Below are 14,694 nucleotides of genomic sequence, written 5' to 3' on the forward strand. Positions count from 1 at the left end.
ATGACGGTTTGAACTGCTTACGGCAACGACTGCAACATCGCTTCGGCGAGCCTGGCGATCCGGCCCATGCCCGCCGCCCTTGCAACTTCGACTGCGCGCCGGCACGCGTCCAGCGCGGCCACCCCGCCGCAACGCGGATCGGCACGGCGCAAGTACTCGCTCCGCTTCAGCAACAGCTGGGCTTCGTAATACCGTTCGCCGCTCGAATCGCACCAGGCGAGACACGTCCCGATCTGCGCGAGCGCCGCGTCGTAGTCGCCACGTTCGGCATCCAGCTCCGCAAGCAGCGACGCATAGTAGGTCAGCCCGAGCAGGCCGCCCGACTGCCGCTGCGCGTCGAGATGCGTGACGACGCCCGCGCGATCGCGTTGCGTCCACGCGTGAATGATCGCGGCGTAGTGCCCGACCGCGCGCAGCCGGTGCGCGTCCGCCAGCCGGAGAATCGCTTCCGACACGGATCGCGCCGCATCGCGGTCGCCCGCGAGCTGATGCGTGCGTGCGAGGTACATCATCGTGACGCCCAGCGTCGGCAGATGATCGAGGCAGGTCGCGCAATACACGGCTTCGCGCGCCATCGCGAGCGACGGCTGGGGATCGTCGTCCATGCACCAGCGCACGCTGGCGAGCGACGCCATCGTCCACGCGCGCGTATCGAGCCCGAGGATGCGCCGGTGCCCCGCGTCGCGTCGCACGTCGTAGCCGGCCAGCACCGCGTCGAACGCGGCACGGGCGCGCGCATAGTCGCCATCGACCCACAGGCTCATGCCGCGCATCGCGTCTGCCGCCACCTGCACGCCCGCATCGCCGCGCTCGGTCGCGAGCGTGTCGAGCCGCTTGCCGATCCGGCGCACGATCGGGCGGTCACCGGCGACGTGGTAGCACGTCGACAGCGTCCACAACGCGCTGATCTCGAGTTCGGGATCGTCGAGCGTCTGCGTCTGCCGCAGCAACTGCTCCGCATGCTCGCGTACCTGCGGATCGGCCCAGCCGAATCGCGCCATCGTCGCGTGCGTCAACGTGGCGCGGATGCGCGCGCTGTCGTGCTCGCGCTGCGCGTGGTCGGCGGTGGCGAGCCAGTCGAACACGGCCTGCCCGTAGCGGATCGCGTCGTCGTATCGCGACCGTTCGAGCGCGCGACGCGCCGCGTCGATGCCGTGCGCGATCGCGTCCGCGCATGCGCCTGCCCGTGCGAAGTGCCCGGCGATGCCGAACGCATGCGCACCGGCGCCGCGATCGGCGTGCGCGAGCAGCGCGCGCCCGACACGCGCATGGTTGCCGCGCCGCACGGCAGGCGGCATCGATTCGTATGCGGCGTCGCGAATCAGCGCATGGCGAAACGCATAGAACACGCGATCGCGCCGATGTTGCGCATACACGATCCGTTCTTCGAGCAGGAGCCGCAGATGGGCGTCGAGTGTGGTCCGGTCGTGCGGCGACGCATCGGCGAGCAGTTGCGCATCCACTTCGAGCCCGATGGTCGCGGCCAGCTGCGCGGTGCCGCGCGCGTCGTCGAGCCGGTCGAACGCCAGACCGAGCATGCCGCCGAGACTGAGCGGCAACGGATACGGGTCCGTTACCGATGGCTCGATGAGCAGACCATCCGCGCCGCTCACCGCCAGTTCGCGCGCGACGGCCTCGATGAACAGCGGGATGCCCGCGGTGCGATCGGCGAGCCGGTCGAGCCACGCCGGATCGACCGCGCCCGGGCCCAGATGCGCCGACATCAGGCGCTGCGCGTCGTCGCGCGGCAGGCGGCGCAGCACCACGCGGTCGGTCGCGCCGCGCCAGCGCGCGAGCTTGTCGGGGCGCGACGTGAGCACGATGCACAGTGCCGCTGCGCGCGGCGAGCGGTGCAGATACGCGAGAAAATCCTCGGTCGAGCGATCGAGCCACTGAACGTCCTCGATCACCAGCAGCACCGGCGCGCCGTTGCCGAGCGACACGATCAGTTGTTCGAGGACGTCGAACAGCGCATGCTGCTCGCGCGCGCTCGACCACAGGAGCCCGGTCGCTTCGCAGGACAGCCCGAGCCACGTCGCGAGCGCGACGCGCGCCGCCGCATGGTCGCAGTCGAGCGGCGCGATCATCGCGTCGATCGCCGCGAGCGCCATGCCGGGTGCGCGCTCGGCATCGACATGCCAGTGCGCGGCGATGAACCGCAGGATCGGGAACAACGCATGATTCTCGCGTTCGGGCAGGCACCCGCACTGCGCGAACGCGTGGCCGCGTGTCCGCACGGCCTCGCACAGCTCGTGCACGAGCCGCGACTTGCCGAAGCCCGCGTCGCCGACGACGAGCCGCGGCACACCGTGCGATGCCGGCTCGCCGCGCATCGCGCGGCTATGTCGCCCATGCGTGTCCTGCCACGCGCGCAGCAGTGCATCGAGTTCGCGTGCGCGGCCGACCATGGGCGTCCGCCTGTCGGCGTCGAGCGAATCGAACGGCGTATCGGCATGCCGTTCGCCGAGCAATTCATGAACCGGTTGCGACACGAGGCCCGCCCGCGCCAGCCGCAACGCGGTCGGCCGGGCATCGGCATGCCGTTCGAGCACGAGCCGCGCATCGTCGCTGATCAGGATCTGTCCGGGGCGGGCCAGCCGGAGCAGCCGCGACGCCGCGGCGGCCGTCGATACGCCCGACATGTGCGACGCATGCGCGAGCACCTGCCCGACATGAATCGCGGCCGCCACTTCGACCCGCCAGCCTTCTTCCGCGCCGGCCGCATGCCCGCCGGCAGCCGTCAGCGCCGGCAACCGCGCGCGCTCGGCCACGCGCACCATGTCGAGCGCCGCCCGCGCCGCACGGCGGGCGGGCCGGTCGATGTCGCCTTGCAGACCGAAATGAAACAGCAGCGTGTCGCCGAGCCGTCCGCCCGCATGCGCGCCATAACCGACCGCGATATCGGCGCACTTCGTCAGCCACTGCTCCTCGTAGCCGTCGAGCGCGATGCCGTGCTCGGTTCCGGCATGGCGTTCGCGGCCCTCTCCGGCGATCGTCACGCAGCAGCACAGCGTGGTGATCTGCCGATACTCGCCCACCTCGACGATCGTTTCGCCGCGCGGCGCGAGCGGGCGCGAGCGCGTCTGCCGGCCGGCGCGAGCGGCGTCGAACTGGCCGACGAGCGCGGCGAAGTTGAGCGCACGAAACCGCGCCGCGAGCGCCTCGGCCGACGCGGCGCGCTGGCGCGGATTCTTGTTCAGCGCATCCCGCAATACCGCGCCGAGCGGAAGCGACGCGATCGACGGCGGAAGCGCGACATCCACCGGGCTCAGTTGTCGATAGACGATCTCGGCCACACTGGCGCCCTGCATGACCACCTCGCCCGTCAGGCATTCGATCACGATCAGGCCCCACGCATACAGATCGCTGGCGGGCGTCGGCGGCTCGTTGCGCAATTGCTCCGGCGCGCAGTAGGGCGGCGAGCCGAGCACCTCGGTCGCGAGCGTCGCCGTCTCGCGCGCGATGTCTTCGGCACCGGGCAGCAATGCACCGATGCCGAAATCGAGCAGCTTCGCGTGCGGCCCGTCGTCGGCCATCGCGATCACGATGTTCTGCGGCTTCAGATCGCGATGCACGATGCCGCGCCGATGAGCGGCCGCGAGCGCGTCGAGCACCTCCGTCATCAGCCGCCCGGTGTCGACCGCCGACAGCGGCCCGTCCACCGCGAGCCGGTCGCGCACCGTCCGGCCTTCGACCAGTTCGAATACGGCGAACAGCCGCCCGTCCGGCGCTTCCCCCTGGTCCAGCAGCGCCACGATGTTCGGATGCCGCAGCGCCTCGCACAGGCTCGTCTCGCGCCGGAAGCGCGCGCGCCGGCCCATGCGCTCCGGCGCGATCAGCGCGGCGTCGTCGCGCATCAGCTTGATCGCGACGGCTTGCCCCGTCTCGTCGCAGGTCGCGCGAAACACCACACCGTTGCCGCCTTCGCCGAGCAGCGCGCCGAGCCGGTAATGCCATTTACCGGCAAGCGTCGCGAACGGCACCGCGTGCCGCTGCGGTTCACGCGCGAGTGGTCCCGCGGCGGCGCGGGGCGTGCTCGTCAGCACGGCCGGTTCTCCCGCGTTCACGAGCACTGGACGACCGGGGCCGGCACCGCGCGCGGCAGGCCGATACGCGGCCCGACGGCCGGTACCGACTCGCATTCGAGATGCTCGCCGCGCATGATCCGGAACGGAACATCGCCGAAGCGGACGCTGCCGCGCCGACGCTCGACGAGCTGGCTCGCGCCCAGCCCGGGCAGCGCCGCGAACTGGCTTCGGGCGCGATGAATCTGCACGTTGACATGGGACGCGTCGATGCCGAGCATGCGCGCGAGCCGGTCGAGTTCGATCCATCCCTGCGTGGCGGCGTCGTACCCGGCCTGCATGTCGGCCGAGCGGGCGCGGGCGAGCGTGACGAGACCATAGTGATGGGCGCGCTCGCCGAGGTCGACCACGCCGCCGCGGACATGCAGCAGCATGCGCACGTGCTCCTCGTTCCGGCTGACGAAGAATTCGAGCAATTGCGCCGGCACGGCCGGATCGGCGCGGGCGGCGAGCATCACCGTCGAGCCGTGGCGCGCGAGGGCGAGGCGCCATGCGAAGTCGCCGGTCGACACTTCGTCGCCGTCATGGAGCGCGCGCGGCGGCAATGTGTCGTCGCACAGCCATTCGCCGGCCGGCGAACGGACGATCGTGACCGGCTGCGCGGCGGGGGGCGGGAGGATCTGGCGCGGCGCGAGCACGATCGGCGCGGCGGCGCCGCGTATCGGCCACAGCGTGTCGGCCGGATCGTCGAGCGACTCGACGCGCCACGGCGCGACACCGGCCCTGCCGAAGCGGACCACATCGCCTTGCTGCAGCACCGCATGCTCGCCGTCGCGCAGCGATACGCCCGATACCGACGTGCCGTTGCTGCTGTGATCGTGGAGTTCCCAGCACCCGCCGATCCAGCGGATATGGGCATGGACGCGGGACACCGAGCCGTCCCGGATGACCGTGTCGCAGCGCGCGTCGTCGCGGCCGAACATGTGATACGCGCGGAGCAGGCATGCTTCTCCGGACGCGTCGTTCTTGAGTATCGCCATGGCCGCCCCGTGTCGGATTCGCCCGGATCGTTCGAGTGACGCATCGACGCCGCCGGGCAAGCGATTGATTCAATGATCGCGAACGGTGCCGCCCGTTCGCCGTCTCGTTACCTGTTTTTCTAGCCAGCTTCCCTGCCACGGGGTGCCAAGCGTCGCGCGTTATTTCGGTAAATTGAATTGTCGACCGCTTTGTTGTTTTAAAATCAGGCACCTCGATGAAAATCCTGCCAAATAAAATCATGCGTCGCAATCGGAATTCGCGGATCATGGTTTTATATTGCAATGCTTTACATTTTCGATGAATTTTCGGGGTACGAATAAAGGGTCACGCCTCTTGCCTCCGCTAGAATCTGCGCCAGTCATAAATCACACAAACATCATGACATTGAACGATGGGGTGGATCTAATGGGCTTTGGCGCTGCGGACATTTTGTTTGATCGAGCGAAAATAAAATCGAACAATTTCTATTATTTAAATAATTTTCATCGTCGTTCTTACAAACGACGCTGTTTAACTTATTCAGGAATCACGTGCCGGAGGAATAGCCAGCGATTAATCGCAAACGCAGACGGGCCGGCACGACCATGCGCAGAGGCCAATGGCTGCGCGGCACGCGTCAGACGGAGTACGACGGGTCGTGCCGATCTTTCGCACCAGGACCGACGGGAAACTTCATCGCGCCGTCGAAGGGATTTTTCTATCTTGGGTTACCACTGCGCGAGGCACCCGACCATAGCAACGCAAGCAATTGCCGCGAAGACAGAACCGGCTCGTCAGACGCACGCAGTTCGGGCAGGCGATGCCACGCCACGCCGGGTTCGCGATGATGTTGTTGGTGATAGTTAATGTTGTACGGCCAGATAAAGAAGCGGCCAAGTAACCCGACGCGCCACGAATAAGTCCAGTCATTCCAGCCAGCCGTGGCACCAGGCCCACCGCTGTGCTCTGCAATACTACGGATCTTCTGCACGAACGCCCCGATTGTCACGAGAGGGACGAACCAAAGCGCCGCAAGCGTCAACAGTTCGCGTACTGTGCATGCATGCACGAGCGACAAAAGCAGGATACCCCACGTCGCTATCGCCGTAAGCAGCGGCAGTGACATGGATGCACCACGCCCGTTCGCACGCCGATATGCGCGCATGTTTTTCACCATGTTGATCAGGAGCAAATCACCGAGCAGTTGCCGGACGAGGGGGAGTGTGTCGAGTGGCTCGAATTTCCATGGCTGCGCGTGGTACAGATAATTCCGCTCAGGATCTTCCGCCGTCCCGACATGTCGATGGTGGGCAAGATGCAGCGGGCGATAAAATTCGATGGGCACAAGCCCCGGTACGCCAATTGCCAAGTTGATCAGAAAGTCGTTGGCGGAACGGCGGCGGGTTAAGTGATAGTGGGTCGCGTCGTGATACAGAATGAATAATGCGTGTTGCCGAGTCGCGACAACAACGGCGGCGAAAAGGTAGCCTCCCCAATGCCCCACCGATAACGCAACTCGCAGCGTAACTACGATACATAGCCATTCAAGCAGTAATGCGGCGGCCGTACGCAGGTCGACGTCGAGACGAATGAGTACGGTCGTCGCACAGCCGACGCCGATGCCGAGTGCGAGTCCCACGAGCATGTCCGCGAGCAAATGCTGTCCGGTCGTTAAGACGGTGATCGCCAGCATCGTGCTCCACGCAGCGTAATAGCGCGCTGCCCGGACGCGTAGCGCAGCCAGCACCACGGTTACAGCCACAGGCAGCGCAACATGCCCGCAGGGACTCGCCGCGAGCGGCGTGTCGATCCGATACAGCCACGCGATCCATCCTGTCGCTGCCGGCGACCGGCTCACGGCAGTCGGCCATAACAGATGACAGACGATACACAGGCCTGCGGCAAGTGCCCCGGCGAAAAATACGGGCAGCAGCCAATTTCGGCTGCGGCCGAACCAGACAATCGACGGCATCACGAGCGCGTAGCTCAAATAAAGCGGTACGCTGGCAGACACACGCGGAATGACCGCATCGTACGGTCCCGGACGCAACAGCGTCACGGGTGCCATCGGCGCGTGTGTGACCCAGAAGTACAGTGCACCCGACACGACGACATAGATCGCAAGCCAGCGCCACGCGTCGAACGCCGACGGTGTATAGGAGACGGAAACAGGAGGTATGGCACGCATGTGAAAAAAGGAGCGGCTCAATCGCGTATCATGATAAATCGTTTCAGCTCGCATGAATAACGACGCTATGCCGCTTCGAGCCAGTTCCATGACACGTGCGCAGTTGCGCGACGTCGATGTTGCACATATGTACGCGCTCTACTCGACCTGTTACCGGGATACGGAACAGGCACGCTTCGAACACGATCTCGACGACAAGACACATTGCGTCATCATGCGTGACGACACCGGCAAGTTACGCGGCTTCTCCACGTTGAAACTATATGAACAGCAGTGGCAAGACACTACACTGCGCATCCTGTTTTCCGGTGACACGATTGTGGATCCGGCCTGTTGGGGCAGTCAGCAACTCGCGTTTTGCTGGATTCGACTCGCCGGTGAGCTCAAACGCAACGTGCCTGACGTCGCACTATACTGGTTTCTAATCTGCAAGGGGCATCGTACGTACCGCTACTTGCGAGCGTTCGCACATGATTTCACCCCGCGATTCGACCGACCGACTGAACCCGTAAATCAGGCGCTACTGGATCATCTGGCAGTTGAGCGCTTCGGGTACGCATACGACGCCGCGTCCGGCGTGCTCAAGTTTCCGGTACCGCAAGGCCGCCTCGCCCCAGCCCTCGCCGAAGTGCCGGACGCACATCGACGGCTGCCGGATGTCGCCTATTTTCTGAAGCGCAATCCAGAATACGCGTGCGGCAACGAGCTCGTATGCCTGTGCGAACTGACGCCGGAAAACCTACGCCCGATGGCAAGACGAATCTTCACCGGTGAATGAGCCAATGACGCGGATCCGGCTAGCCACAGCGGTCGACAACGAACGGCTCCTCGCGTTTCAAACACGTTACGCGATGCTCAGCGGGATGCCACTTCGCTTCGATCGTTCACCGGATTACTTCGCACTGCATCGGTGTCATTCGAACGACTGTCGAACGTGGCTCGCGGAGGACAGCGCAGGGCGCGTCAAGGGAATAGCCAGCATGGTCGTTCGCGACGGCTACCTCGCCGGCGAGAAACAGCGCATCGCTTACCTCGGCGACTTGCGCATCGCACCCGATCGCGAACTAGCGCACACTTGGGTCGACTATGTCGTCGACCGCCTCGCCGATCTCGCCCGGCACGAAGGCGTACAGCATACGTACTGCTGCATCATTCGCGACAACCGGATCGCGACGCAATCGCTATTCAGGACAGGCAAGCGGCCCCGGCTCGGATTTCGACATTGGCGCGGCTACAGTAACGTATCAATCTATGCGCGGCGTATTGCTGCGCGGAGCACCGGCTCGGTCAAGATCACGAACGCGTCGGCTGCCGATGCCGACGCACTCCGCACATTCCTGGACCAAGAGTCTCGTTCCCAACCCTTCGGTTGCGTCTTTACGGCGGACGAATTCGCGCGCCGCCTGAACACCTGGCCCGACTTCGGAATCGAGCGCTTTCTGGTCGCACGTAACGCGCAGCGGCGTATCGTGGGCTGCGTTGCTCCGTGGGATGCAGGGCGTATCAAACGCATCGTGCTGGAACGTCTGCCGCGCTCGCTCGGTGCGCTGCGTCACAGCTTCAACGCCATCGCACCCTTGCTCGGACGCCCTCCCATCGCAGCTCCGGGCCAGCCGCTCCGGGATATCTACCTGACTCATCTGCATGTGAGCGGACGCGACCCGGACATTGCACAGGCGTTGCTCGATGCGGTCTGGCAACAAGAGCGGAGCCGCTATGCCCTGCTGCAGCTTTGCCTGTACGATCACGATCCGCTATGGCCCGCCTTGCAGGGTTATCGATACACCGCATTACCGATGGATCTATACACGCTATCCGCGCCCGGCACGAGTGCACTCGATTCGGGCGCCACCGAAGCGATCCCAGGGTTCGAGATCTATCTCGTCTGACCGCTTGCGACCGCTGCCGCCCGCGCGTCGTTCAGGAGCGCAACGAGTGCAAGCCAGAAACGCCCCGCATCGAAGCCGGCGCCACCGAGCACAGGCTGGCCATGGTCGAGATGTGGCATGCAAACTCGCGGTATGCCGCGAATCGTCTGGTGGTCGAGGTAGAACTGTCCGTCATGCGCACAGCCGGGACGGTAGCGGTCGAGGCGTGAGTGATATGCATCGAACCGGGACGTGCGTTCTATCGACCAGCTTACGACATGCACACAGTGCAGGCCACCGGGCACCGTAGACAACAGATTCGCGATGCCGGCGTCGCGCCCGCTGCCGATATCGCGCGAGCCTGCATACAACCAGCGTGTGCGCAGCAATCTCCCGGCGGCTCGACCCAACCATGCGGGATCGATGCGCGCCCCCCGTTGCTCGAGCAAGCCATCGATGATCGCACTCGGACCGACGGGCGGCTGAACGAGTGCGATACCGTCGCAGCGAGCACGAAGCCCTGAATCCGCATGCAGCGCCGCCAATGCATCGAGTCCCCCTTTGCTGTGGGCAAGGACGATAAAGCGGCGATCAGCGGGTAAGCGCGCATACAGATTGCGAACGATATGCGCGCCCTGCTCGGCAACCGCGCGCGACGAGCGGACCGGCACACGCAGGATTGAGTACCGCGCGGCACGCAACGCCTGCGCAGCATGCCGGAAGCAGGCGGGTATCCACTCGGAATAGAGTCCCGCAATCAGCACGATGACGATGTTCGAGGATGCATGGGCGTCATGCGCGTGCCAACATTCGATGAAGCGCTCGGTCCAGTCGAGTGCTGTGGGCGCCGGTTCGAACGGCGTCAATGGGTAGTGTTGCCGCCACTCGTCGAAGCCGGACGGCGACCACGCCGGGTACCGTGCACTCATGCCGGCTCCGTTGTCACGCCATCGGCAGCGAGCGCCGCGCGGGCAGCAGCCAGCGTGGCTGGATTCCCGATTCGGTCAGGGTGAAAACGCGGCGAGAACCATGCCAGCCACGCGGGTAGCACGCGGGTAACGATGCCCCGCGCGCCGAACAGCCACCAGCCAAGCTGTGCCCAGCTTCGCCAATTGCCGGCGTCGCGGTCGGCACGCGCGAGACGGACGATGAAATACCCCAGATCGACGATGAAGCATGCCGTGACACCGAGCATCGCCGCCGCCCGTACGACATAGCGCTTGATCGCGCCGCCGCCGCAAGCGCGAAATACGTCGAACGCGACAGACTTGTGTTCGGTTTCCTCTATCGCATGCCACCGCCAGATCGCGGCCATCGAGGGGTCGGCACCGTCGAAAATGGCGGGATCGCGCAACAGCAGATCGGCCAGAATGGCGGTGTAGTGCTCAAGACATGCGGTGAAGGTCAATTGAAGCAGCGGCGACGCGACACGCCGGCATTGTTCCTGCCGTCTCCTCATCAGCGCCTCGAGTGCGTCGACCGGCATGCCTTGGCGAGCCAGGCGTCGGTTGTACGCGCGGTGCTCGCGGATGTGAGTGGCTTCCTGGTACAGGAATGCATCCACTTGCGCGGCGAGCGTGCCGTCGGCCGGCAGCGCGTCGCAGTACTGCCTCACGCTATCGACAAAGAACTTCTCGCCAAGCGGAAACATGATCGAGAACGCGTCGAAAAAGCGCGTCACCCTGCGGTTGTCACGATACCAATAGCGCGGAATGTCGTCGGCAAAACAAAACCGCGGATTGCGCCGACGGATGTCTGCCGCGTCATTGCGGCGTTCATGCATTGAATCGTCGGTTCGTTTGGCGTACATGGTCGTGGCCGATCGTGGCGTAACGCGCAGGGTCAGCGCAGGCGGGCGTATTGTTCGACGATGGCGATCGAAGGTATGCTCTGCGTCGCTGCCACCATCCATGTCCGAATTGTATGTTCGATGCCAATGCAAGCGCCATAGATAATCGTTCGCGACGGTTCGATCGGCTGAATCTCTGCGTGCTCGCGCTACAGAGCGTTGTATGGGCGGGCATCCTGACGTGGCTGTCGCACGGTACGAGCCCGTGGCGCTGGGGGGCGCTCGTACCGTTCTGCCTGATCATGCAAGGCGTGTTTTCGATGATGCACGAAACATTCCACGGTTTCGGGCATCGGCGCGGGAAAATCAACTACTTGATGATGTGGTGGGCATCGACGATGTTCGGCGCCGCGGCAACGCTGATTCACGTGAATCATCTCGGTCACCACGTGCGAAATCGAACGCCTGCGGAGCGGGTGGACTTCGTCGAGCCGGATGCTTCGCTGTGGCGCAAGCGAATCGCATACTACGCGGCGATCGTCGGCGGCATCTGGTTCGCGAGTTTCGCGGGCAGCTTCGTCCTGGCCGTGCTTCCGAGTCGCATTCCGTATGGTTGGGCCACGTACGGACACGACAACACCTATGCGGCCGCGTTCAGAGACTTCGGCCACGCGGAATTCCGACGAATTCGATACGAAACCCTCGCAGGCGTGGCCGCATGGATTGCACTGGGGACATTGCTGGACTGGCGCGTGCTCGACATCTCGCTTGCCTACCTCGCATTCGCGTTTTCGTGGTCGTCGCTCCAATGGGTTTATCACATGCACACGCCGCTCGACGTTGTCGAGGGCACATACAATATGCGTGCCCCCATACTGATCCGCTGGGCATTCCTCAACTTCAACTACAACCTGACGCATCACCGGCGTCCGAGCCTGCGCTGGCAGGAGCTTCATGCGTGCTCCGACGCGGCGGAGACGCGGCCGCTGTGGTACGGTTGGCTGCATGTGTTCGAAGCGCCCCGGCGTTTGCCGAGCGATCCGACACAACTCGAAAAAACCTATTTCTAACGAGAGGACGCACGTGCGTGCACAGGATGCGTGGGCCGCGTTCGGCGCTGCTGCAGAACCCTTTCGCCGCGTGTGGCTCACGGCGCTCGACGCGCCGGGTGACGCGCAGGCGACCTATCTGTCACGCTTGCTCGCCGCCAATCGGAACACGGCGTTCGGCATCGCCCACGGGTTTGCCGATATCGCGGATCCGGCACAATTTCGCGAACGCGTGCCGGTTGCCCCCTACGCTGGCGTGTCCCGATGGATCGATCGTGCACTCCAGGAGTCCACTCCGATCCTGACCGCGCAACCGCCACGCTTCTTCGAGCGCACAAGCGGCGGCAGCGAGCAGCAAAAGCTCATTCCCTATACGCCGGCCTTTCTCGAAGAATTGCAGTTCGCACTGGTCGTCTGGCTCTCCGATCTGCATCACGCCGTGCCCGGCGTCGCAGCCGGCCGCGCGTACTGGTCGATGTCGCCTCCGCTGCAAGCGCGCGGCCGCGCTCCCAACGGCATCATGATCGGGTCGGACAGCGATCTCGATTATCTGGCCGACAGCCCGCTCGTCGATCTGCTGCCGACGCTCGTCGTACCATCGCTATCGGGTGATGCTCGCACGTGGCGCACCGAAACGTTGCGCGCATTGATCGCCGCTCATGATCTGGCCTTCATCAGCGTATGGAGCCCAACCTTCCTGACCAGTCTGCTTCGTCCGCTGTTCGACAACGCCGAACCGCAACGCCGCGACACACTCACTTTCCTGTTCGATTCGCTGCCGCCGAATCGTACGGCCGCGCTGCGGCGCGCACTCGATGATGGTCACTGCGGCCGGTTGTGGCCTCAACTCGCGGCAGTGAGTTGTTGGATGGACGGTCCGAGCAAACACTACGCCGCACATGCCCGCACCTTGTTACCCCAGGCCGCATGGTTTCCGAAAGGCTTGTTTTCCACCGAGGCAGTGGTCAGCCTGCCGTTCGGCGATACAGCCGGCTGTCCCCTCGCCGTCTGCAGCCACTTCCTCGAGTTCCTGCTCGATGATGGAACCGCGATAGGCGTGGAAGAACTGAAGCCGGGCGACACGGTCGAGGTCGTCGTGACGACCGGAGGCGGCCTGTACCGCTATCGGCTCGGCGATCGGGTCCGTGTGACCGGATATGCGGGACGAACGCCATGCGTGACCTTCGTCGGGCGGGCGGACACGCAAAGCGATCTGGTCGGTGAAAAGCTGGACGAAGCCTATCTGGCCGCGTCGCTTTCCAAGTTACTGCAACCAGGCGACGAAGGTTGCGTGATTCCGTGCGCGGACGCGGATCCACCCCATTACCTGCTGTTGCTTGCAAGCGATACGCCGGACGTCGCCACCTTGGGCGTTGCGCTGGAACAGGCTCTCGCCCGCGCTTTTCACTACCGGCACGCACGCACGGTCGGCCAGCTTGGCCCGTTGCGCGCGGTTCGCATACGTGGGGGTGCCGCCCAACTGGCGGATCTCGTCCAGCGAGCCCACGAGCGTGCATGCATCCGGGCTGGGGATGTCAAACCCCGCGCTCTGGTGGCCAAGCCCGCCGTGGCGAACGCACTCCGCGCATTTATCGAGGACGCGTGCTCATGTTGAACATATCGATCGCATCAACGTGTTCGCCGTGCGACGAATCCGCGCCGAATGCCGATGGCGAAGCCTTCGGCGCACTCGTCGAGCAATGGTATGTCGCGAGCACCGAAGCCGAGGTCAAGCGGGACAAACCGTTCGGTACTCGCGTACTGGGCCTCGGCATCGTGCTATTCCGGGCGGCCGACGGCGAGATCGTCGCGCTCGTCGATCAATGTGTGCATCGCGGCACCCGGTTGTCGGCCGGGAAAGTCGTCGACGGCTGCCTCGTCTGTCCGTATCACGGCTGGCATTACGACCAGCACGGCAGCGTCACCCGAATTCCCAGCATCGACAGCGCAAGCGCCGAACCGACCGGTACGACCTACCCATATCGTCAGCGCAGATTGCCGGTGTTGATTCGGCACGGCCTCGTCTGGGTCTATCGCGGGCGAGGCGATCCAGCGCTGAAGCGACCGTTCGACATGCCGCACCACGGCGAACGGCCGTGGCAGTCGTACTATATGATCAATACGTTCGATGGCGATCTCGGTGCACTGGTCGAGAACTTCATGGACGTCCCGCATACGGTGTTCGTGCACGACCGGATTTTTCGTTCATCCACTGGGCGGCGACTACGGGCGACCGTCGAACTGAAGCAGCAAAGCGTCGAGGTCACGTATCACGATGACGGCGACAAGATCGGCATGCTGGATTGGCTGACCAATCCATCCAGGGAACCGCTTCGGCATACCGATCATTTTTATGCGCCGAACGTCACGCGATGCGACTATCACTGGGGTAGCCGCTCGAGTTTTCTGATCATCAGCCAGATCACGCCGCTCGACACACGTCGATCGCGTGTCTATACGTACATCGCCTATCGCTTTGCGTTGCCGGCCGCGCTGCTGCGCGCGCTGAAACCGCTGCTGCACCTCTACACGCATTCCGTGATCCAGCAAGACGTGCGAATCATGCGTGCACACCGCGAGGGACTCGACAACGCCGCAGGCTTCACGCCGTCGAGCGTGCGCGCCGATGTAGTCCATATTGCGATCGGACGGTTGCTAGCCGCGACGCAGCGTGGCGAGCCGTTGCCCGATGCGCAATGCGGCACGAAGTCGATGGAATTCGTGATCTGAGCGTGACCAGCGTGATCAGCCGAGG

The 14,694-nt window shown here is 64.4% G+C and carries 10 protein-coding genes; 5 read left to right on the plus strand and 5 right to left on the minus strand.

What is annotated here, in order from left to right; all coding sequences use genetic code 11:
- Nucleotides 1–17: 17 nt before the first annotated feature.
- From HWX55_RS02125 to HWX55_RS02135, 3 genes are all read right to left on the minus strand, one after another.
- Nucleotides 18–4,067 (minus strand): TOMM system kinase/cyclase fusion protein, encoded by a 4,050-nt coding sequence (locus HWX55_RS02125; RefSeq protein WP_175973606.1) that lies wholly within the window; start codon nt 4,065–4,067, stop codon nt 18–20.
- Nucleotides 4,064–5,065, minus strand: a complete 1,002-nt coding sequence (locus HWX55_RS02130) for an FHA domain-containing protein (RefSeq protein ID WP_175973608.1) — start codon at nt 5,063–5,065, stop codon at nt 4,064–4,066. The genes HWX55_RS02125 and HWX55_RS02130 overlap by 4 nt, the downstream gene beginning before the upstream one ends.
- A gap of 698 nt (nt 5,066–5,763) precedes the next feature.
- Nucleotides 5,764–7,323 (minus strand): fatty acid desaturase family protein, encoded by a 1,560-nt coding sequence (locus HWX55_RS02135; protein WP_244140471.1) that lies wholly within the window; start codon nt 7,321–7,323, stop codon nt 5,764–5,766.
- Here HWX55_RS02135 and HWX55_RS02140 point away from each other — a divergent pair.
- Both HWX55_RS02140 and HWX55_RS02145 read left to right on the plus strand, forming a co-directional pair.
- The gene (locus HWX55_RS02140; RefSeq protein ID WP_244140472.1) at nt 7,322–8,011 is read left to right on the plus strand and encodes a hypothetical protein; all 690 of its coding nucleotides are present in this window, start codon (nt 7,322–7,324) and stop codon (nt 8,009–8,011) included. The genes HWX55_RS02135 and HWX55_RS02140 overlap by 2 nt on opposite strands.
- Nucleotides 8,012–8,015: 4 nt before the next feature.
- Complete coding sequence (locus HWX55_RS02145; protein WP_175973610.1) at nt 8,016–9,122, plus strand: hypothetical protein; 1,107 nt, start codon at nt 8,016–8,018, stop codon at nt 9,120–9,122.
- Here HWX55_RS02145 and HWX55_RS02150 read toward each other — a convergent pair.
- Both HWX55_RS02150 and HWX55_RS02155 read right to left on the minus strand, forming a co-directional pair.
- Entirely contained in the window at nt 9,110–10,030 is a 921-nt protein-coding gene (locus HWX55_RS02150; protein WP_175973612.1) for a hypothetical protein, read from the minus strand. The two genes, HWX55_RS02145 and HWX55_RS02150, sit on opposite strands and share 13 nt — an antisense overlap.
- Nucleotides 10,027–10,911: a metal-dependent hydrolase gene (locus tag HWX55_RS02155; RefSeq protein WP_244140473.1), complete on the minus strand. Its 885-nt coding sequence runs from the start codon at nt 10,909–10,911 to the stop codon at nt 10,027–10,029. The genes HWX55_RS02150 and HWX55_RS02155 overlap by 4 nt, the downstream gene beginning before the upstream one ends.
- A gap of 113 nt (nt 10,912–11,024) precedes the next feature.
- Between HWX55_RS02155 and HWX55_RS02160 the strand changes: the two genes are divergently transcribed.
- From HWX55_RS02160 to HWX55_RS02170, 3 genes are read left to right on the plus strand one after another with little or no spacing between them, the layout of a single operon-like run.
- Nucleotides 11,025–11,960 (plus strand): fatty acid desaturase, encoded by a 936-nt coding sequence (locus HWX55_RS02160; protein WP_175973614.1) that lies wholly within the window; start codon nt 11,025–11,027, stop codon nt 11,958–11,960.
- Nucleotides 11,961–11,973: 13 nt separating this feature from the next.
- On the plus strand, nt 11,974–13,554 hold the full coding sequence (locus HWX55_RS02165) for a GH3 auxin-responsive promoter family protein (RefSeq protein WP_050017215.1): 1,581 nt from the start codon (nt 11,974–11,976) through the stop codon (nt 13,552–13,554).
- Nucleotides 13,455–14,669, plus strand: a complete 1,215-nt coding sequence (locus HWX55_RS02170; RefSeq protein ID WP_244140474.1) for an aromatic ring-hydroxylating dioxygenase subunit alpha — start codon at nt 13,455–13,457, stop codon at nt 14,667–14,669. Before HWX55_RS02165 ends, HWX55_RS02170 begins: the two co-directional genes overlap by 100 nt.
- Nucleotides 14,670–14,694 lie beyond the last annotated feature (25 nt).

The sequence above is a fragment of the Burkholderia sp. BCC1047 genome (genome assembly GCF_902833155.1).
In the GTDB taxonomy this organism is placed as follows: Bacteria; Pseudomonadota; Gammaproteobacteria; order Burkholderiales; family Burkholderiaceae; genus Burkholderia; species Burkholderia sola.

What these genes read in the sequence shown, in the direction of transcription:
- HWX55_RS02145 (WP_175973610.1), top strand. Translation starts at nt 8,016, where the DNA reads ATGACGCGGATCCGGCTAGCCACAGCGGTCGACAACGAACGGCTCCTC.
- HWX55_RS02135 (WP_244140471.1), bottom strand. Translation starts at nt 7,323, where the DNA reads ATGGAACTGGCTCGAAGCGGCATAGCGTCGTTATTCATGCGAGCTGAA.
- HWX55_RS02160 (WP_175973614.1), top strand. Translation starts at nt 11,025, where the DNA reads ATGTTCGATGCCAATGCAAGCGCCATAGATAATCGTTCGCGACGGTTC.
- HWX55_RS02155 (WP_244140473.1), bottom strand. Translation starts at nt 10,911, where the DNA reads ATGTACGCCAAACGAACCGACGATTCAATGCATGAACGCCGCAATGAC.
- HWX55_RS02170 (WP_244140474.1), top strand. Translation starts at nt 13,455, where the DNA reads ATGCATCCGGGCTGGGGATGTCAAACCCCGCGCTCTGGTGGCCAAGCC.
- HWX55_RS02130 (WP_175973608.1), bottom strand. Translation starts at nt 5,065, where the DNA reads ATGGCGATACTCAAGAACGACGCGTCCGGAGAAGCATGCCTGCTCCGC.
- HWX55_RS02140 (WP_244140472.1), top strand. Translation starts at nt 7,322, where the DNA reads ATGACACGTGCGCAGTTGCGCGACGTCGATGTTGCACATATGTACGCG.
- HWX55_RS02150 (WP_175973612.1), bottom strand. Translation starts at nt 10,030, where the DNA reads ATGAGTGCACGGTACCCGGCGTGGTCGCCGTCCGGCTTCGACGAGTGG.